General features: G+C 44.0%; 16 protein-coding genes, 1 tRNA gene and 1 riboswitch. Of the genes, 5 read left to right on the top strand and 12 right to left on the bottom strand.

Features of this window, described 5'->3' with window-relative positions; all coding sequences use genetic code 11:
* Window positions 1-297 precede the first annotated feature (297 nt).
* From J4N42_RS05340 to J4N42_RS05325, 4 genes are read left to right on the top strand one after another with little or no spacing between them, the layout of a single operon-like run.
* Window positions 298-1257: a DUF4007 family protein gene (locus J4N42_RS05340; RefSeq protein ID WP_252030341.1), complete on the top strand. Its 960-nt coding sequence runs from the start codon at window positions 298-300 to the stop codon at window positions 1255-1257.
* 3 nt (window positions 1258-1260) lie between these two features.
* On the top strand, window positions 1261-4617 hold the full coding sequence (locus J4N42_RS05335; RefSeq protein ID WP_252030339.1) for a hypothetical protein: 3357 nt from the start codon (window positions 1261-1263) through the stop codon (window positions 4615-4617).
* A gap of 17 nt (window positions 4618-4634) precedes the next feature.
* Window positions 4635-5534, top strand: a complete 900-nt coding sequence (locus tag J4N42_RS05330; RefSeq protein WP_252030337.1) for a phosphoadenosine phosphosulfate reductase domain-containing protein — start codon at window positions 4635-4637, stop codon at window positions 5532-5534.
* A gap of 41 nt (window positions 5535-5575) precedes the next feature.
* A complete protein-coding gene (locus J4N42_RS05325; protein WP_252030335.1) occupies window positions 5576-6118 on the top strand; it encodes a hypothetical protein in 543 nt (180 codons plus the stop codon).
* A gap of 387 nt (window positions 6119-6505) precedes the next feature.
* Here J4N42_RS05325 and J4N42_RS05320 read toward each other — a convergent pair whose 3' ends face one another.
* The 5 genes from J4N42_RS05320 to J4N42_RS05300 form a co-directional block, all read right to left on the bottom strand.
* On the bottom strand, window positions 6506-7162 hold the full coding sequence (locus J4N42_RS05320; protein WP_252030333.1) for a J domain-containing protein: 657 nt from the start codon (window positions 7160-7162) through the stop codon (window positions 6506-6508).
* Window positions 7163-7296: 134 nt separating this feature from the next.
* Window positions 7297-7437 carry a hypothetical protein gene (locus tag J4N42_RS05315; protein WP_252030331.1) on the bottom strand — a complete coding sequence of 47 codons (141 nt, stop codon included), beginning with the start codon at window positions 7435-7437 and terminating at the stop codon, window positions 7297-7299.
* Between the two features lie 240 nt (window positions 7438-7677).
* A tRNA-Ser gene (locus J4N42_RS05310) sits at window positions 7678-7765 on the bottom strand.
* A gap of 140 nt (window positions 7766-7905) precedes the next feature.
* Window positions 7906-8355 (bottom strand): L-alanine exporter AlaE, encoded by a 450-nt coding sequence (locus J4N42_RS05305; protein WP_252030329.1) that lies wholly within the window; start codon window positions 8353-8355, stop codon window positions 7906-7908.
* A gap of 238 nt (window positions 8356-8593) precedes the next feature.
* The gene (locus J4N42_RS05300) at window positions 8594-11017 is read right to left on the bottom strand and encodes a hybrid sensor histidine kinase/response regulator (protein ID WP_252030327.1); all 2424 of its coding nucleotides are present in this window, start codon (window positions 11015-11017) and stop codon (window positions 8594-8596) included.
* A gap of 126 nt (window positions 11018-11143) precedes the next feature.
* Here J4N42_RS05300 and J4N42_RS05295 point away from each other — a divergent pair, with 126 nt between their 5' ends.
* The gene (locus J4N42_RS05295) at window positions 11144-11713 is read left to right on the top strand and encodes a UPF0149 family protein (RefSeq protein ID WP_252030325.1); all 570 of its coding nucleotides are present in this window, start codon (window positions 11144-11146) and stop codon (window positions 11711-11713) included.
* A gap of 29 nt (window positions 11714-11742) precedes the next feature.
* Here the strand turns inward: J4N42_RS05295 and J4N42_RS05290 are convergent, their stop codons facing one another.
* The 7 genes from J4N42_RS05290 to tolA all read right to left on the bottom strand — a co-directional run bounded on the left by J4N42_RS05290 (window position 11743) and on the right by tolA (window position 20016).
* Window positions 11743-12786, bottom strand: a complete 1044-nt coding sequence (locus J4N42_RS05290) for a potassium channel family protein (protein ID WP_252030323.1) — start codon at window positions 12784-12786, stop codon at window positions 11743-11745.
* Between the two features lie 203 nt (window positions 12787-12989).
* Window positions 12990-14453 carry an N-acetylglucosamine-binding protein GbpA gene (gbpA, locus tag J4N42_RS05285; RefSeq protein ID WP_252030321.1) on the bottom strand — a complete coding sequence of 488 codons (1464 nt, stop codon included), beginning with the start codon at window positions 14451-14453 and terminating at the stop codon, window positions 12990-12992.
* A gap of 111 nt (window positions 14454-14564) precedes the next feature.
* Window positions 14565-14659: riboswitch (cyclic di-GMP riboswitch) on the bottom strand.
* A gap of 305 nt (window positions 14660-14964) precedes the next feature.
* Window positions 14965-16026: a quinolinate synthase NadA gene (gene nadA / locus J4N42_RS05280; protein ID WP_252030320.1), complete on the bottom strand. Its 1062-nt coding sequence runs from the start codon at window positions 16024-16026 to the stop codon at window positions 14965-14967.
* A 208-nt stretch (window positions 16027-16234) separates the two neighbouring features.
* Window positions 16235-17017: a tol-pal system protein YbgF gene (gene ybgF, locus J4N42_RS05275; RefSeq protein WP_252030318.1), complete on the bottom strand. Its 783-nt coding sequence runs from the start codon at window positions 17015-17017 to the stop codon at window positions 16235-16237.
* A 15-nt stretch (window positions 17018-17032) separates the two neighbouring features.
* A complete protein-coding gene (gene pal / locus J4N42_RS05270; RefSeq protein WP_252030316.1) occupies window positions 17033-17572 on the bottom strand; it encodes a peptidoglycan-associated lipoprotein Pal in 540 nt (179 codons plus the stop codon).
* A gap of 31 nt (window positions 17573-17603) precedes the next feature.
* The gene (gene tolB / locus J4N42_RS05265) at window positions 17604-18953 is read right to left on the bottom strand and encodes a Tol-Pal system beta propeller repeat protein TolB (protein ID WP_252030314.1); all 1350 of its coding nucleotides are present in this window, start codon (window positions 18951-18953) and stop codon (window positions 17604-17606) included.
* 13 nt (window positions 18954-18966) lie between these two features.
* Window positions 18967-20016, bottom strand: a complete 1050-nt coding sequence (gene tolA / locus J4N42_RS05260; protein WP_252030312.1) for a cell envelope integrity protein TolA — start codon at window positions 20014-20016, stop codon at window positions 18967-18969.
* Window positions 20017-20020: the final 4 nt, after the last annotated feature.

Below are 20020 nucleotides of genomic sequence, written 5' to 3'. Positions count from 1 at the left end.
AATTGCACATTGTAGTTTGGAGCTTTAGTCGATAAAAGAACTTTGTCTACGAGACAATTAATCTGTATATTATCACAGTACATCAACACTGACGCTTAGAATGTTTTTAAGTTTATGTTTTGTTTCACATTTTTATGAATACACTGTACTAACAAGCACCTCGAATACTCTACTCTGAATCAAAACAAACATCTTTGAGTTTTGTTTTTTTATCTATTTTCACTCTAGATCTTCTTACGATTACGCGTAGAATCCATGTTTGGATAAAATCTCCAATTCAGCAGTAAGGTAAACACATTGAGCATTGAATCGAGCACCCTTAAGTTTTCGGGGCATCAAACTTTCCCTATCCGCTATGGTTGGATTTACAAGATAATTCAAGAGGTTATTGAAGGAAAATCTTTGTCGAGTAAAGACAACATCGAAGATCAAATGATCTCTATGGGTATGGGTAAGAACATGGTCCTTTCTGTTAGGCACTGGATTCGTGCACTTAATCTCGTTGTCTGCACAGACAGAAAAACGCAAACCTACGAATTAACGCCCCTTGCAAAGAAACTATTTGTCGGCAGAGATGCTTTCGACGAGTATCTCGAAAAGAAGGGGACCGTTTGGTTACTGCATTGGCTCATGCAATCAATGAATGCGAATAACTCTGACATCAATACTGCCCGTTGGTTCTTTAATTATTTTAATGGTGTGAGAATTGATAAGCTTCAGCTCGCTAAAGATATTCAAATATCTCTTGAAAATCATGAGAAAGAACTCACTGAAGCAACCCTGAAAAAAGACATTGATTGTCTATTTCAAATGTACGCTGTTAAAGCTACGGCGGTAGGGAAGGTCAATGAAGACAGTTTTACATCTCCTTTCACAGAACTGGGTCTGATATCACAAGAGTCTGCAAAAGATTATCGCGCTGAGCTGTCATCGCAAAAATCTCTGCCTACCGAAATATTTGGCTACGCCCTGATCGATTATCTGATGAGAAAGCAGCTCGATAGCGACGGGAATATTATCAATAATAACAATACATTATCTTTCGATTCCCTATTAAACGACATCGGCTCACCTGGTCGTATTTTCCGTCTAACGACAAGCGGGCTCAGCGAAAAACTGGATGAGCTTGAGATCCTAAGTAAAGGCAAGATTGCATGGACAGACACTCAAGGCCTACGACAAGTTCAACATAGCTTTGATGACTTGCAGCAAGTCGACCCGGCAATGTTCCTAGAAAACTACTATCACGGGGAATAAGACGTGACGCTGAACAAACAATACTCTATTGCAACTAGACAACAACGTTCTACTCGTATTGATAGCGATCTTAGCCCTGAATTCTTTCAAGGTTTGGTTTATCACGGGACCGCGCAATCGGCTTTGGAAACACTCTTTAGACAATATTCACAGACCGGTCAGAGCGCTTACACCCTCACCGGCCCATATGGTTCAGGTAAATCAACGATCGCGCTGCTTCTTACGGGGCTTTTGCATGAAAGCCCTGAAATGCGTAATGTGGCACTTGAAGTTATCAATAAAGACTCTAAGACGCTGCTTGACCAAAGCATTCATTACAGCAAAGGTTGGCTTCAAATCCGATCGGTCGGCGGTGTAAACAGTCCGGTCAACACATTTTGGGATGCCACTCTCGATGCTCTCCAAGAGCACTCAAAAACGAAGTGTCTGTATAAGAAATACCGCAAGATCAACATCGAAAATGAGTCCCACCTCATTGAAACTTGGGAAGCGCTTTTTATAGAAGCCAATACCTTAGTCGATGGCGTTCTACTGCTTGCTGATGAAATGGGTAAAAGCCTAGAGTTCATCAATAAAAACCGCGGAGAGCTGCATCTTTTCCAAGACCTAGCGGAAGTGCTAAGTCGTATTGATACGCCCGTTATTTTCGTTGGCCTCCTGCATCAAGCTTTCAGTGAGTACGCTAAAGATCGTGGCACCAAGCTACAAGAAGAATGGAGTAAGATCCAAGGTCGTTATAATGACATTCTTTATAATGTGTCTACAGACGAAACCGTTGCTCTGATCGGTAAATCAATTACTCATGCCCAGTCAATCGACAACTCTGGTGACCGCATTGTTAAGCAGGTTCTTGATGCATTCGGAAAAGACAGTGCATTGAGAAAAAAACAGCTAAAGCAAAGGCTGGAACAATGTGTACCGCTGCATCCTTTAACGGCTCTGATGCTTGGCCCAATTTCTAAGCGTCGATTTAGTCAAAATGAGCGTAGCACCTTCAGTTTTTTGAACTCTCATGAACAAAATAGCTTCCAAATGTTCCTGAAAGACAACGCGAATCGTGATGCTCGCTATAACCTCAAACATCTTTGGGATTACCTCGAGATTAACCTTGAGCATGCAATTCTTGGCTCCCCTGACGGGCACGGCTGGGCGGCAGCAACAGAATCCATTCGTCTAGCGAACAAAAAACAGGTTCCAGAAAAAGCTATCGAAGTACTTAAGTCGATTGCGCTGCTCACACTATTTGGTAAACCGGCAAACTTGTCAGCAACTAATGAGATGTTGCTCGCCGCTACCGATGGTTGTGATGAAGAGGAGCTCGCGGAGTATCTGCAAAGTCTTAAAGGCGCATCCTGCATTATCTATCGCAAGCATCTATCTTCATGGGTGGTGTTTGAAGGTTCTGATCTTGATATACCAAGCTTGGTTGAAGAGAAAATTGAGCAGCAAGGTTCAAGTAACGAAGCGATCAATCATATCGTTTTCTCAAAACAGGTCATCGCGAAGGGCTATTACCACAAAGTGGGCACATTGCGCTGGGCGGAACAATCGATCTCGCATCACTTAGATCACGAACTTGCCGACAAACTTATTTCCCAGCGTAAAGGGGAATTTGCAAACATGCTGCTGCTGTTGAACCATAATGATGAAGCAAAGCTTCAACAAGTATCGAAACAGCACCCCACTTTGATTCTGGCAAGTGCCAAAAACTCTGATGAAATCATTGCTCTGGCAAAAGAGCTGTACGCTTTAGAACTGATTAAATCCGATAAAGAAATCGGCGCAACGCTTACACACGACAATGTTGCACAAAAGGAGTACAACGGTCGCTTAATCAATGCTGAAATTGCCCTTGATAACGCCATCAACGAAGCGTTTACCAATGCTGACTGGTATTGTTTCGGTAAGCTAAGTGGCAATAGAACATTGAGTACTATTGTGAGTGATACCGCTGACAAAGTATTTAGTGCAACGCCTGTAATTATGAATGAGCTAGTAAACCGCAACAAACTCTCTGGTACCGCGGTTTCTGCACTTAAGAAATTACTTGAAGTCATGCTCGATGAAGAGGATGAAGAAAATCTTGGTATTACTGGTCATCCACCTGAGATGTCGATGTATATCAGTTGTCTGAAAAATACGGCAATTCATACTCCTGAGGCAGAAAACGGCCAACATTGGCACCATGATTCGAACATTGATCCAAAACTCAAGGCACTCTTTGATGCTGCACACAGTCATCTCGTCGACAATGCAGGTCGCAATGTTCGATTGTCAGAAATATGCGAGCTTTGGAGTAAAGCGCCTTTTGGTGTGACACAAGGCGTGACGCCAATATTTTTGCTCGCACTACTCAAATCTCTCGGCAACAAAGTTGCCTTCTATGAAAAGGATATGAGTAACGAGTACGCGTTCATAGCTGAGCCGGACGTCGACTATGTGCACAAACTCATTAAGTCACCTCAGGACTTAGCCGTGAAGTACATCATTCTCGAAAAATCAGAGAAAGAATGGTTACAATTCTTGGCATCATTTACGGCGGCGGAAACGAACCGCGATGTGGCAAACAATATTCTTTCGGTTGCTAGCCCACTGGTAACAACGATGCACAACTTACCTAATTGGGTTAAAAACGCGCACGATTTTTACGCTGACACGGCTGAAAACAAGAAGCTAATTTCCGTGAGAGACCTCTTCTTGCAAGCTAATGATCCGCATGCACTGCTCATTGTTGATCTGCCGAAATACTTAGACTCAGAAAATAGTCTCTCATTTAGTGAAAAGATCGATATCCTTGAGTCTCACTTTAAAGTGCTTCGCAGCAAACATGAGCTGATGCTCAAAGATATCAAGCAAAAGGTTAAAACGTTATTCCCTGAAAGCGGTGAAGAGCTCAAGGCGATGTGCCAACTGGTTGAACAAAAGGCGGGTGACATTCGGTTAAAAGCTTTTGCAAGAGAACTGGGCAAGAGTGAAGATGGCCTTCTTGAGTGGCTAGAGAGCATGATTCAGATCGTAATTGGCCGCGGTAAGCAGAGCTGGAATGAAGGTTTGTTGCTATCAGCCTCAACAAAGATCAGTGAATTCGCTCAAGACTTTTTAAGTGTCGTCAAATCATCAGACACCACCCAAAATAAGCAGGTTTCACAAATCAAAACCAAGTTGGTTTCTTTGGTTCTCGAAGACAATGATGGTCAGCTAAAATCATATAAGAAAGAAGTACGTATCGCAGACCAAGCAAGTACAGAGAACCAAATTAAAAACGTAGAGCGCACACTTAAAGAATTAGAAATGGACGAGTTCGAGCGTATCCACGTATTGCAAACATTATTGAGGCAAGCACTGGAAGCTCAAGGTTAAATGAATAGGTATTAATCATGAGTCAAGAACGCAAAGTTAAACATGTACTCGGCTTATCTGGCGGTAAAGACAGCGCAGCCCTAGCCGTTTACATGGCGAGAAACTACCCAGAAATCGATATCGACTACTTCTTTACAGATACTGGGAAAGAGCTACCTGAAGTTTATGATTACCTGGAACAACTAGAGATTGTTCTGGGTAAGCCTATTCTTCATATCAATGACAAGAAAGGTTTCGATTACTGGCTCGAACAACACAACAACTTCCTACCAGCAGGTCAGCAACGTTGGTGTACGATTCGTATGAAATTAGAGCCATTTGAAAAGTGGATCAAACCCTACTTGGATAAAGGATATGAGGTTGTTTCCTACGTGGGGATTCGTGCAGATGAGCCTTGGCGTGATGGCTACCGACCAAATGAAAGTCAAAAGTACCTGAAAATAAAGATGCCATTCGCTGACGATGGTATTAAGAAACAAGGTGTTCTAGATATTCTTGATAGCGCAGGCCTTGGCCTGCCTAAATACTACGAATGGCGCTCTCGTTCAGGGTGCACCTTCTGTTTCTTCCAGCGCAAGATTGAATGGGTTCGTTTAATGGAGCGTCATCCTGAAGCCTTCGCTGAAGCGAAGTCTTATGAAAAACGCGCAGAGACCAGTGCAAATGGCGAAACCTTCTTCTGGATGGGCCCAAATGAGCCTCTAGAGTCACTGGAAAACCCCGACCGTATAGCTCAGATTAAAGCAAACCACGAAAAGGTTCAGAAACGTTTCGAGAAAAAGAAAGCTCGTGAGCGTAAGCGTCGTTTGGGTATGCATGCTATGGTTGATGAAAGTATGTTAATCGACACCTTAGACATGGATGCGATGTACGACCTAGATGAAGGTGGTGGTGCGTGTGTAACTTGTTACAAGTAGCATAATCCCTTAAAGTGGAAAAATAGCTCGGGGAAAGTAAGATGAATAATATAAACAACACATACAGACAAATATCGCAGTTTGTAAAGTCACCTATATTTTCCTCGATTCCCGAAAACTTAGACAAGAAAGTATTGTTTCTTGACTACCTTTTTCTTCTAATTGAGTTAGAGAAAAAAGGAACTTTATCTATTCAGAGTACAACGATAATTGAGCAAACAGTTGAACTTATAACAATCGTTGATAACCTTGCCACTTCAAGTCTATCTGAGCGTTGTTTTACCTTGGAAACTTCAATTCTACTTCGAGATATCTTACTAAACCTACACGAAAGCATTCACACCGAAACGCCGCAAAATAACGACTTGAAAATGTACACTGTAATCGATGGTTTAACCTATATCTATGGCGATGATGCGCCTCAACGTCCCCTGTGCTCAAAGTGTTTACCGCTTGGGAATGAAGTTGATCTCTTACCTAGTAATGAGGATAACTATCATGATGCATATTATTATTGTCCTGAGTGTGGAAACGATGAAAATCGCATCATTTCCAATATCAGACAACTTAGCATCCTCGGGTAGCAATCAACTAGAAACCGTCATAACACTGAAGTTGAACTCGCACTTAGTGAGTCATACTGAACAAAATATATCGCATTGCTACTGATTAATCTAAATCCCGACATCAAGCAATTATTGGTATTAATAGCACACAGACAAAAGCAATACCAACACAGACAACTTAACGCACAGAATATTTATCCTACTAGTAATAAACTATTATGGCGTTAGTAACTGAAAAATAAGGAAATATAACTCTTTCTTCAGTTAAATGGAAATGCACCTAAGGATATCCTTAGGGGAAATCGATTACAGACACACCTCAGAAACCAATACCCCTTTAACGGGAAAAGGGATACTGGCTAATCACCAATACCCCTAACGGTTAAGCCATTAATTGTGTATATATTAAATCTTAGCCAAGAGCCGCTCATAAGCTCCATTGATTTTAGACATCATCACATTACACCCACCTTTATCTGGATGGTACACTTGAGTCAGCCGTTGATATTTTTTCTTTAGTTCCTGTCGTGACGGTGATGAAGAAAAACCCAGCCACTGATAGTCGGTATAACTTGACTCCGTTCTACCCCGACTTTCAAGCTGCTTTTCTAAATCCAATATACGCTCATCTCTTCTTTTTATTACAGCTTTACCGCCTAATACTTCCATTTCCAATGTATCTATTGTTTTTTTTAATTCTGCAACTCTTGAGTTCGCTTTGCGTATAGTCAAATTAGCTTCATCGAGTGGTGAGAGCTTAATAGATTCATTATAGGCTTCCAATGCAGCATCCTTATTCGTAGCTTGCAACCTTTCTACTTCTGCAAAACCTATGCTTAAAAGCTCCTGTATAAGCTCGTCCGCTAACAGCGAATTTTCTAGATTCACAGCTTTGATGGAGTCTCCCTTTTTAAGTATTAAAAAAGGGAGTTGAAGAAGCAGCTCTTCTTGCTCTTCAGAACTGTTTTTAGTACAAAACCAAAATGCTATATAAGCTGAAGCAATTGACACTGCTAAAATATAAAACCAAAACTCGTCAGTAGGCATTTTGTAATACATCATTATTGCACTCCAAAAGTGTAAAGCAAGAGCACCTCTACACCAATAATTAAAGCGAGAATTTTACAACAGTAACAAGACGCAAGAGGAATGACTTTTTGTGATTTCAGATATGCTCTCCAAACATGATCATCAGGTTACTTCGGAAAATCAGTTAATGCCTCCAACTTACGCAATTCGGTTTGGCTTTTGGTGCTGAGATCGGTATAGATTGCTTTGATGTCTTCAAGAGTAGTTACGGGCAGTTCAAGAATGCACAACGCAATCTCAGAAGCCATTCTGACAGCTTGTAAGCAATCTCTGGTCTATAGACTAAGCGTTGGTTGGTGGTGCTTGCCATTGGCCCTAATACTCCAGCGAAAGGCATAGACACCTGTTCTGCTGGTTATTAAATACAAGGCTTTGCGACTTGGTATACGTGAATGAGATAGCATTGTGTTAGCTCCAGTGTGGGCTATAGCTATTCCAGTAAACCTTAGATATGAAAAAAGGCCTGATAAATCAGACCTTTTAGAATGTGGCGGTGAGTGAGAGATTCGAACTCTCGATACGTTGCCGTATACACACTTTCCAGGCGTGCTCCTTCAGCCACTCGGACAACTCACCGTATTGTAGGTTGGTTTCGTTAACCAACGAGGCGCTAATTTAATGATTCTATTGGGTTAGGTCAACCCTAACTCTGAAAAAAAGCACCTTAGAAAGACTGTTTGCTCACTAACTGACTAATTCGGGTAGGAATCCGCCGTTTAAGCTTGCTGATAATAGCCCGGAACGCGAAACCATTTGCGGCACATATCTAGGAAGTAGCCATAAAGTACACCCATACCGCAAGACACTACAGCGTTCGAAGTAACTGCGGTAATGATCTGATCGGTCGATGCGCCAACGGTAAATAGAATTGCCGCGTAAACTGGCGATTGGAACAACACGTAGGCGACTAAGTCGGACACGTTTTTCATGAAGCCAGAGCCCGAAACGCGCTTACCTTGCCTAAGCATGAAATCACGGAATACACCGTAAGGCCAAGCGATCGCGATGTTAACAGGAATAGAGAGCGTGCGCGAAGCAAGGGATTGTTCAAACGTCATTCCAGAAATGAAGATCTCTATGATCATTCCAGAAACAAAACAAAATACGACCATTGCGAATGTATCCGCGGCAGCATGACGAATACAAAAAGGAGCTCGTGCTCTCATTTACCCTTACCTTTAGAATAATAAACTCAATAAAAACCTTACAGGCAGAAAAATGAGCTGGGCAACATTCAGTTAACCAGCTCATATGACTATTAAATCATTATTTTTAAAGAATTAGGTTCTATATTTTTACTTAAGAGGTAAATAAATAACCAAAACAAAGACTAACCGAGGTATTAATCACTACATCAGCCCAAAACTAGGAAGAATAATGACTAAGAAGCAACAAAAGTGAAAGTTAATTACAATGCTCTGCAAGCATTACCGTTATCACGTCTACATCGCTCGAGCTCGGGTCTTCTTTCAGCTCTAGGCTTCTCCTTACGCTTGCCAAGCGGTTTTTGAGCTCTACTTCAGCGTACCTTTCAATCACAGAAGAGACTGAATCGAGCATTTCTAGCGCCCTTGCATGTTGCTTGTTTTCAATTTCAATACATAAGCTCACTAACATTTCTTCAGACAAACGTTGCTGAGAATCGTCCATGTTTTCAGGGTGATATTGGTAGAGCTTATTGGCATAACGATAGAGCGCATCATCAAGTTCGCTTTCATCGATCGGCTTGGCGACTATGTAGTCTGCCCCAGCCCCCAACATGCGTTCACGCGTTTCTTTAAATACGTCGGCAGTACAACCAAAGATAAGCACCGACGATTTTTCTCCACTCATGGCACGTATGCCTGATATCGATTCGACGCCGTCCATTACTGGCATATGGTTATCCATCAGTACTAAGTCGTAATGGTTGGCCGCCATCATCTGTAAGGCAATTTCCCCATTTTCGGCACATTCACAAGTGAAGTTTTTGTTCTTCATGAAAGTTTCAATGATGATGGTGTTCGTACGATTATCTTCAACAATAAGGACCCTAAGCCCTTGGTAGTTGAGCTTACGATGTACTGGCACTTCAACAGAACCCGGCGTGCCCTCATCGATGTGTAGTTTCACTTCAAAACTAGTGCCAATGCCAACTTCACTGTTCACGATAATATCGCCACCATTGAGCTCAACAATTTGCTGAACAATAGCAAGCCCCAGCCCAGTGCCCCCAAAACGGCGAGTGGTGGAAGATTCAGCCTGTTCAAAAGGCCTGAAGATCCGTTCTTGAGCATCCTTAGAGATACCAATACCTGTGTCTCGCACCCGTATGTCTAAGTACAACTGATCCTCTTCGTAGTGCTCTTTTAAGTACACTTCAACAAAGCCACGAGAAGTAAACTTGACTGCATTATTGAGTAAGTTAAACAAGATTTGCCTTAAGCGTGCTTTGTCAGAATGGTACCAACGGTCATGCGGGATCTCTGAATAGACTTTGAACTGCAACCCTTTCTCGGTACACAATGTATGGTACACACTGTTAATGCTGCCGATGATCGACTCTAGTGGGAAGGCGGTTTTATCTAGCTCCAAATGCCCTTGCTCAATTTTCGAGAAATCAAGGATCTCGTTAAGTAGCGTCATCATATGATCGCCCGAATCATACAGACTGTTTAGGTGCTTTCTTTGCTCTGCGTTGAGGTCGCTCTTAAGTAATATCTGCGCTGTACCTAACACGCCGTTCATTGGCGTTCGGATCTCGTGTGAGAGCGTGGCCAGAAATGCACTTTTTGCTTTGGTGGAGGCTTGCGCTTTGACTTTTTCTGCTTCAAGGAAAATGGTTTTTTGATTGAAGGTATCGATGAGGTGGCGGATTTCATCGTGACTGTTGTAGGTCAGCTCAATAATGCCGCCTTCTTTTGAGTCGTCGACTTTTTTCGCAATTAGGATAATGGGTTTAATCAAGTATTGATTGAGTAGGTAATACCCGACCATCACACACAGTAGAAGAATGGGGATGATGCCAAACTCCACTTTCGATACTAGGTCATAAACTTCTTCGTTTACGGTCAGTTTCGAGTTAACAACGTCCACCGTCCATTTAAAGCCGCCAAACTCATTTTTGCTGATGTAAATATCGTCGGTTTTTTTGAAGTTGTGTTCAGTAATGACTTCACCAAATCCGTCGCGAAGTATCACGCCCAAATCATATTCTTCGGCGTGCTGGCGAACAAATCGAACCAAATTGGAAAGTGCCAAGTCTACCGTTGCAACCCCAGCGAACTGCCCTTGAACATAATATGGCATGGTTGCAGTGATCATTTGAACATGAGTATATGAGTCGATATACACTTCAGACCAAAATACGCTACCTTCCGGCTTATCTACCGCAACCGCATACCAAGCTTCGTTGTTGTAACCGCCAGCTGCTGGGTTGTTCCAAGATTGAATTTTGTCGACTTTTCCGTCTGATGCTCGGTTATAAAACAGCCCCGTGTATGCGACTTCAGGATCCACGCTATAAGGTTCAGGCCAGATACCACCACTTGCGGCAATGCCATCTAATGAACTAAATATGGCTCTGAGTACTTTATCCTGTTCCGCCTGAGACTGCCCTGCTTGACCAAGGCTAGCAATACTTTGTAGTAAGCCTAGCGAGCTATTCAATGGCTCTTCGATTTCGGCAGATAGCAACTGGGTCCGTAAATCTAGGTTTTGCTCGAGCTTAGCACGCGCAGGCGGCTCTACCACGTAATAGCTTACGGTGCCTATCGTCGCGATAAAGAAACACAAATACACTCCTAGGGCGAGTATGCTTTTGCGTTTTAATGAGGAGCGTATTTCCATATAACCACTTGAAATTTTTCCGTTTGTTAAAAATTATAGTGAATAATCTACTACATCAAGTCTTTTTCGTACGTGTCCGCCTTGTTACTATAGTGCCAAATTCAATAATCACCGATGGATTCCACTTTGACATTACAAGAAATCTTAGCGCTGCCAGAGTTAGAAGGTAAGCTACTTAACCAAGCGAGAACTCAAGGTTTTGTAACCGCGATGGCTGCTGCTCCTAACGTTTTAACCCCACACGAATGGCTACCTTACCTATGGGGCGGTGAAGAAGTGGCACCGTTTTCCGATGGCGAACAGCTTGAATGCTACATCGAACATATTATTGAAATGTGGAACGCGTACCGCCCAGCACTTTTTGATGGCTCTTGGGTGTGGCCAGAAGGTTGCGAACTCGATGAAGAAGAAATCGTGACGGAAAGTGCCCGTGATTTCTGTGAAGGTGTACTTCAGGGCTGGCAGTTAGCACGTGACGACTGGGAAACCATCATGCCAGAAGAGAGTGAAGATAACGCGCTATTAGGTGGCGTGCTACTTTCTCTGAGTATGCTTTACGATCCAGAGACATCCATTGCAGCATTGCAAGAGCAAGGGGTTGAAGGCCTCGATCAGTTCGAAGAGATCTTCAATGCAATCCCTGTGATGCTATGCGGCTTAACTCAACGTGGTTCTACGTTGGTCGAGCAACAATAACGCGTCAAGATATAAATAAAAAGCCCTCACTACTGAGGGCTTTTTAGTTTGCTCCAATCGAACGCTTCTATACGCTCGTCCGCAATGTAGAATAGCTTCGCCCCTGCTGGTACAGCTTGGCTGAGATCGGGGTTCAGTTCTATTCCTTTACCAAGGTCAATAGCAATAAGCGTTGCATCATGGGCTGATTTCATGAACATGAACACCGACTCAATCCGTGTCGCGTTGGCATCTTGCGGGTACACTGTTGAATATTGAGTCATGCCTCTGGTCGAGGCTAAAAGCTCTTGGTGAAGCACGCTAGAACCAGGATCAACAGCCGCTTTTGCCAGCATTTCAGCTCCTACAGCCGGAATACATTCCGCGTTAGGACAATGTTGGCTCAACAATGAACTCAACGCTTCATCTTTGAAATACGCCAACAAATGCGCGTTAGGGTTACGGTTGGAAGAATAAAGCGCTGCAGAAAGCGTTACATCGTCTTCTAAGTTGTCGACAATAATGCAACTAGCCTTCTCAATATTGACCTTGTCCATCTCCTGCCCGTCGGTGTAGCTATTTACGCGCACAAAGCCTATCTCGCCCGGCAATGGGTTCTCAATATCAGAGCGGCTGCACAGTGTAATTGGTCGTTTCCCCGCTTCCTCATGTTGCAACATCCGTATCAAGTGCATGGTACGTTGTCCGTTCCAGCCCAATAGCAATATGTGGTTCTCCACGCGCATTCTCCGTTTTCCTAAAATTCCTGCACGCCAGTATTCAATCACTCCGCCAGCTATGCGTCCGAGTACTGCGGCAAACAAGCTTAATCCACCTGGGATAACAAACAGTGTTACTGCCCACTTTCCAGCATCGGAGACTGGTGAATAGTCACCGTATCCAACTGTTGAAGCTGTCACCATCAAGTAATAGAAGAACAATGATACGTTGTCGGTAAGCTCATGTTCCCCCGCACCTTTCAGCAGGCCCCATGAGATAAAAATGTAGACCAGTGTGAGCAATACAAGATTTCGGTTGTTGATCTTGAATAAGCTTGTTCGCATCCATTTCTTAAGATAAAGCCACAGAGTCATCGTTTACCTAATTCCATTTACTTCTAGAACTCTTTCTATACATAGATATATCAGATAATTAGAACCTCGTCATGACTCACTCCTCATGTAATGCGACTTTTCTGCGCGCGGGTAGGATTTAGTAGGGGAACTCATTACATTCAAAAAAGCCCCCACATACAAAAAAGCCTCACATCCGTGAGGCTTTATCGCGCGTAGTTAGATTAGTTCACTTTAGTCCAAGCCATTTCCCAGTGGGAACCAGTGCCCGGCTCATACTGAGTAGCCGTTGGAGACCACTGTTTACAATAGCCAGACTCTGGGAAAGGCTTACATTGGTATACTCGTCCATCGCTAGCCAGAACCTTAGTACCATCAGTGTAGCTCTCTAAACCTTGTGGGAATACAAAGTCATAATCATCCGATGGCGGAGGCGTTACGTCTTCGTCAACTAAGTGGAAATCTTGCGTTTGCTGATCAACAAGGTTGCCACCCGCATCTTTCACACGGCTAACTAACATATGATGGCCCGGCTCAGATTTGCTTAGTTCCAGAACAACACCTTCACTTGCACCGTCTTTAATGTCGCCAGTCCAGCTTGCTAGTGGCTCTTGATGGTGGTTGTAAACTGTCAGTTCAGCGTTAATATCACCTTCAGCCGTTAAGGTAAGATCCAGAGCAGTTGGCTCGCTAGAGATAACATACTCTTCAGCTAAGCCTTCGACCGTAAGATCGTAATCCGGCTCAGGATTTAAGATGTCATATCCAATTTCGACACTCTCTAATCCACTGCCTGATTGTAGGTAGACAGGGTTAGTACCAAATACAGGAGTAAAGCTACCCTCTGAGTACTGGCCTGCCTGCAGCTTAGTTTGCTCTTGGTTGATCTTAGTCGCTAATGCGTAAGACCAGTTTTTCGCTTTACCCAATGTTTCATTGGTGATCTCTAGCTCTGTACGGTAGCTGTCATTTTCGCCCACTTTGTCAAATACACGAGTGTATACAGTGTCACCGACGCTAAGGTCCATCGTCGGGTTGATCTGGCCACCTTGGCTCCAATCAGGAATTTCCGGATCATCACCATCGAATCTTACGTCAATGACGTTGTAAAACGCGGCAGCAGTATCACCCACATCCCATACCGCAAGAATCACTTGATAACCTTCGCGCTCTGGTACATTACATTGATGGCTAACCTGCATTGGTGGCTGAGTCATATTTCCATCAACAACACAAAATGGTGTTAGGTCAAACGAATCACGTGAAAGCGCAGCGTTTGGATTCCAATCTGCTTTAGTGATGTAGTATTTCCAATCGCGGGTAACGTGGTTTGCCGTGAACGTCCACTCAAAAGTCTGCATTCCAGACTGAATAGGACGCTTAACCCAACGGTCTGCTGTTTGTTCATCAAGTGCTACCGCTAAGCTCGTTTCTGCACTGGCGATTTTCCCATCTCGAGGGCCGGCTTCAGGGAAGCCTTCAGGCCCTTCAACACTCTGCGGTTCATACTGGATCGCACCACATTCAGTGTTTTGTTCTTTAGTGTCTGGCGCTGGAAACTTACATAGCGCAGCACGGCCAGCAGCCACCCCGCCATTCACCTCTGATACGTAACCGTGGGCAAACACACCTGAACTTAAGCTCGCAAGAGCCAAAGCTAATATTGATTTATTTGGTAATAATTTCATCACATGTCCTCTTAATTGGCTGACAAATTAATGCCCCACCTCGGCGCATGCTGATCACTTAGATACAGCTCATCTTCTCCATGTATAAAAACATAAGAGTCGATAAATCTAAGTGGCAACCCCGCTATCATAGGCATTGGTAACCCAGTGCCGACAGACCGGAAGCTTTGCGTCCCACCCTTTCGAATGGTTTGCCGAAATGTGATTGAGCGAACGGAATTTAGCGCAATAACATGCGTATGGAAAAGACATCAATTCACTGATGGAATCATTATCCCAAATTGATATTTAAGCGATAAATTGTATCGCCAAATTAGCATAAATAAGCTATGTAACTATATGTTTTAATTAGTAATAATCACCAATTAAATTCATAGATTAAATACAACAAGAGATAGGGATATCAGCGGTGAATCTAATGAGTATTAGTCCAGCTTAGAAGTAGCGCTCACTAGACGTAAAAAAGCCAGTCATAAGACTGGCTTTCGTTATTTGAACTTGATCAGAAGTGTTAAGCGTTACCTTTCACCTGCAAGTTTAACTGCTCTGCAAAATCAAGCATGCGGTTAAGCGGAATAAGGGATTTAACACGTAGCTCATCATCGACGAAAATTTCGTGCTCTTCACCACCATCACGTAGCGCTTGCTCAATCGCTTTCAAGCCATTCATTGCCATCCAAGGGCAGTGAGCACAACTACGACATGTTGCACCCGCTCCGGCTGTTGGCGCTTCAATGAGCTCTTTCTCTGGCACCAATTGCTGCATCTTAAAGAAGATACCTTTGTCAGTTGCCACAATCATTTTCTGTTGCGGTAACTCTTTCGCTGCTTTAATAAGCTGGCTCGTAGAGCCAACCGCATCAGCCAAAGCAACGACACTTTCTGGTGATTCTGGGTGAACCAAAATTGCTGCTTCTGGGTATAAGCCTTTCATCTTACGCAATGCGTCAGCAGAGAACTCATCATGAACCACACACTCACCTTGCCAAAGAAGCATATCTGCGCCAGTTTGGTTAGCTATGTAAGAACCTAGGTGACGGTCTGGCCCCCAGATGATTGGTTTATCTTCGGCGTCTAAGTGCTCTACGATTTCTAGTGCGATACTGGAGGTTACCACCCAATCTGCGCGCGCTTTTACCGCAGCAGATGTATTGGCGTAAACAACGACAGTATGGTCGGGGTGAGCATCGCAGAACTCAGTGAACTTGTCTGCAGGACAACCTAAGTCTAGAGAACACTCAGCTTCCAGCGTAGGCATCAAAATGCGTTTTTCTGGCGTTAGAATCTTAGCGGATTCACCCATAAAGCGAACGCCCGCAATCACCAATGTGCTCGCCGAGTGGCGGTTACCGAACTTAGCCATCTCAAGTGAATCACCAACAAAGCCGCCGGTTTCTTCTGCGAGAGCCTGAATTTCAGGATCGGTGTAGTAGTGTGCGATCAAAACCGCGTCTTTTTCTTCCAACAGAACCTTAATCTTCGCGATATACGCTTGTTTTTGTTCGTCTGTCAGCGGGACTGGTTTTGGTGGGAAAGGGTAAACTGTATCAATTGTATCTAGTATGTGGCTCATTGCTCTTGCTCTACGCAACTTCCAGTAATCCGAGTATTGTAACCCCTCTTAGCTAATAAGATCAAAGTAGATTCAGGTTAGCTTGGGAAAAGGAAAGTTCACGCTGCTACCTATAGCGTATAACAGAAAGACATTTAGCTAATAACGAAGCAAAAGAGGCGGCATTACCAATTTGGTAAAGCCGCCTCTTTAAGTTGAAATAGCCGAGTTACTTGCTCAGCCTTTGCTTAGCAACATTGGCAGAAGCACTACCTGGATACTCTTCGATCGCTTGCTGGTAGTATTTCTTAGAAGCTTCAGCATTGTTGTTTCGCTCTGCGATGTCGCCAAGCTTAACTAGAGAATCCGCTCGTTTGTTTGAGTCTTTGTAAGTAATAACCGCTGCAAAACTCTTCACCGCTTCTTTATCTTGCTTCTTAGCAAAATAAAGTTGCCCTAACCAATAGTGAGCATTAGGCGCGAAGCTTGAGTCTGGGTAATCTTTTTGAAACTGCTCTAATGCGACGATCGCACCTGAGTAGTCTTTCTGTTTTAGAATCATATCAACAGCATTCTGATAAGCCGTTTGCTCATCAATATTGCTACTGAACGTCCCTTTCGGCTCATCTGTTTTGGAGTCGACTGGTACTACTTTCGCCGCGTTTTTCATTTCGCCACGAATTTTATCGAGTTCGATAAATAGCTCGCGTTGACGTTGCAACATTTGCTGCATGTCGTAGCTATTTTTTTCTAATTGACCGCGTAGTTCGCTGATCTCAAGAGACATATCATCGATCTGTTGTTGCATTTGCAACTGAACTTGATTGCGATTGGCAAGCAAGCGCTCCAGACGTTCGATGTCAGTTTCTGATGAAGAAGAACTTACAGGTTGGGATTTCTGCGCGGGTGCTTCACTGTTAAGGTCTGATACTGGAGCTGGTGCAGCGAACGCAGTGTTCGCTGCACTTGCCAGTAACGTAAGCGTAACAACGCGCTTAAAGTTACTGAACATGAGGCGTATCCTCGATTAGTATACTAGAACTGCGCGGCGGTTCTTAGCGTATACTTCTTCAGATTGGCCTAGTAGAAGAGGCTTCTCTTCACCGTAGCTAACGATAGAGATTTGGTCAGCTTGAACACCTAGAGCTTGTAGGTACTTAGCTACAGCTTGTGCACGACGCTCACCTAGAGCGATGTTGTACTCTGGAGTACCGCGCTCATCAGCGTGACCTTCGATAGTTACTTTCATGTCTACGTTTTTGCTTAGGTACGCAGCGTGCGCAGCTAGCATTTCTTCGTAGTCACCTGCAATAGTTGCATTATCGAACGCGAAGTAAATTGTTTGAGTTTCGCGAAGAGCTTGTTCTTTTAGCTCTTGCTCAGTAAGTTGGCTGTTCGCATCGATTGGTGAAACAACTGTAGTATCTACACCATTTTCTGAACCAGCTGTAGTTTGGTTAGTTTCAGCACCAGATGCATCTGTTGCTTCATCACTTGAACTACATGCTGTCACTGCTAGTACAGGTAGCGCGATTAGTAGCCCTTTAAGAACTTTATTAAGTTGCATTTTATTTTCCTTACTTATTGATACTTACTTGCTACAAAAACGGTGACCACGCAGGCGCTCTAACACGCCCGTTTGTTGCCGGTAATCTAGCTTTAAAACGTCCGTCTATCGACACCATCGAAAGTACGTTGGTTGTATTGTAGATAGAGCTGTAAATGACCATGCCGCCATTAGGAGCAATACTTGGAGACTCGTCAAGCAAAGTCTTAGTCAGAATTTGCACTGCCCCCGTTTCCAAATCTTGTTTTGCCAAATTAAAGCCTGAATTACTGCGATTCACCATTACGAGGAATCGACCATCAGGAGTTATTTGACCGCCTAAATTCTGGCTGCCTTGCCAAGTAAGACGGTTGGTCGCACCGTCTGCCAAATTTACTTGATATATCTGTGGTTTACCACCCCGATCCGAGGTAAAGATTAACGAATTACCTTCAGGATGCCAGAATGGTTCCGTATTATTTGATCTACCGCGTGTAATTTGCGTTAGTTTTCGTGTTTTCAGGTCCAAAGTGTAGACATGTAGGCTACCCGTTTTGGATAACACCAACGCTAGTTTACTGCCATCTGGAGAGAATCTTGGCGCACCATTGTGACGTGGGTATGACGTCACTTTCTCTCGCTTACCAGTGTAAATATCCATGATGAATATTTCAGCTTGGCCATTTTGGAAACTTACGTACGCTAATTTTTTAGCATCAGGAGACCATGCTGGAGACATGAGCGGCTGCTTTGAGCGCAGAACTAAGCGTTCGTTGTAACCGTCGTAATCCGCAACACGTAGTTGATACGGGTAGGCGTCTTTATCTTGTACAACAACGTAAGCGATACGCGTTAAAAAGGCGCCGCGCTCACCTGTTAGCTCTTCATAGACCAGATCAGAAATGCGATGAGCATATTCACGCAGACGCGGACCAGGAACAGTTGCGCGCTTGTTGAACAGAACATGATCTTTCGACAACACCAACTGGCCATCGTCACTCAGTGCTTTACTTTGGCCACTGGTCAATTGGCCTCTTACCACATCGATAAGTTGGTAATTGATAACGTAGTTGTCGCCCTCACCCTTGGTAATCGAACCTGTGAGCATTGCGTCGACACCGAGTGTCGACCAAGCATCGAAGTTCACATCAGCTTCTGAGTAAGGGGTTTGTGGCATCTTTGATGTTGCCACCGGGCTAAATTTACCACTTCGTTGTAAGTCTGAAGCGATAACAGCCGAAACGTCGTGAGGAAGTTTTCCACCTTCCCACTTAAAAGGGACGATCGCTATTGGGCGCGCTGAGTTAATACCATCAGTAATGACCAGCTCCAATGCAGCATTGGCAAGCTGCATACTACTCGATGCGATGAGTAGGAATCCTAAAATTAATCGCTTAATCACAAGCTTTTCCTTTTTACTCCGGTACTACCGTTAGATTAATGTTCTTGAGTTTCTCAACAACGTCTGGCTCATCTTTTGGTAACGGAAATGTCCCAACCTGAGCCACTGCACGTTTCGCTGCTGCACAAAGCCTATTGTCACCATCAAGGATATTTAGCTCACCCACGATAGCCCCAGCACCTGTTGGTATCAGGCGCAAGTTAACTCGACAAGACTTTCCCCTGAAACTGTCCTCTATGAGAAGATTTTGCTGAATCAGCTGTGTATAGATTGCGCCATAGCGATCCGTTTCGCTTGATACATATTGAGCGCGAGCAGAACTGTTTTGCGCAGCTTCGGATTCAAGCCCAGCGAAGATGTCATTCAGAGCGGCTTCCTGCTCTTTACGCTCACGCTCTAAGCGCTCTAGACGCTCTTTCTCTTTACGAGCCTTTTCAGCTGCCTCTTTTGCAGCCTTCTCTTTCGCTATGCGCTCTTTCTCTGCGCGTTCTGCCTTCTCTTTGGCTTCTTGAGCCGCTTTTTCTTTGGCAATTCGTTCTTTTTCAGCTTTAGCAATCGCGGCTTCTTTAGCTAAACGTTCTTCCTCAGCTTTGCGAATCGCAGCTTCTTTCTTTTTGCGCTCAGCTTCGAGTTTTGCAGCTTGCTCACGTTCTTTTTTCACTCGTGCTTCTTCGGCTTTACGCTCTTTCTCACGCTGAATTCTCTGTTGCTCAGCTTCACGAGCGGCTTTTGCTTCTCGGGCTTGCTGCTCTTTCAGCTTACGAATACGTTCTTCTTCTGCTTTGCGGCTTTTCTCTAGCTGCTCGCTCTCACGGCGTAGCTTATCAAGGCGAGCTTGCTCTTTTTTGGCCGCCGCCTCACGTTGATTACGAATTTCTTGAGCTTGCTGACGAACTAGTTGCGGATCAATCACCACAGCTTGAACCATATTGCCCGCAGGCTCTGGTTTAGACATGGTAAAGTCCGTACCAAATAGCAGCGCTGCAATCAAAACAGCATGCAGGCCCGCAGAGATAGCAATCGGCTTAGTAATATCGTTCTTTTTCGATTTCTGCTCTTTCATGAAT

Source organism: Vibrio sp. SCSIO 43135 (assembly GCF_023716665.1).
Lineage (GTDB): Bacteria > Pseudomonadota > Gammaproteobacteria > Enterobacterales > Vibrionaceae > Vibrio > Vibrio paucivorans.
This window is presented reverse-complemented; position numbering and strand designations above follow the sequence as displayed.

Coding starts and splice junctions, on each gene's coding strand:
- J4N42_RS05330 (WP_252030337.1), top strand. CDS start 4,635: ATGAGTCAAGAACGCAAAGTTAAACATGTACTCGGCTTATCTGGCGGT.
- J4N42_RS05325 (WP_252030335.1), top strand. CDS start 5,576: ATGAATAATATAAACAACACATACAGACAAATATCGCAGTTTGTAAAG.
- J4N42_RS05320 (WP_252030333.1), bottom strand. CDS start 7,162: ATGATGTATTACAAAATGCCTACTGACGAGTTTTGGTTTTATATTTTA.
- J4N42_RS05315 (WP_252030331.1), bottom strand. CDS start 7,437: ATGGCTTCTGAGATTGCGTTGTGCATTCTTGAACTGCCCGTAACTACT.
- J4N42_RS05305 (WP_252030329.1), bottom strand. CDS start 8,355: ATGAGAGCACGAGCTCCTTTTTGTATTCGTCATGCTGCCGCGGATACA.
- J4N42_RS05300 (WP_252030327.1), bottom strand. CDS start 11,017: ATGGAAATACGCTCCTCATTAAAACGCAAAAGCATACTCGCCCTAGGA.
- J4N42_RS05290 (WP_252030323.1), bottom strand. CDS start 12,786: ATGACTCTGTGGCTTTATCTTAAGAAATGGATGCGAACAAGCTTATTC.
- gbpA (WP_252030321.1), bottom strand. CDS start 14,453: ATGAAATTATTACCAAATAAATCAATATTAGCTTTGGCTCTTGCGAGC.
- nadA (WP_252030320.1), bottom strand. CDS start 16,026: ATGAGCCACATACTAGATACAATTGATACAGTTTACCCTTTCCCACCA.
- ybgF (WP_252030318.1), bottom strand. CDS start 17,017: ATGTTCAGTAACTTTAAGCGCGTTGTTACGCTTACGTTACTGGCAAGT.
- pal (WP_252030316.1), bottom strand. CDS start 17,572: ATGCAACTTAATAAAGTTCTTAAAGGGCTACTAATCGCGCTACCTGTA.
- tolA (WP_252030312.1), bottom strand. CDS start 20,016: ATGAAAGAGCAGAAATCGAAAAAGAACGATATTACTAAGCCGATTGCT.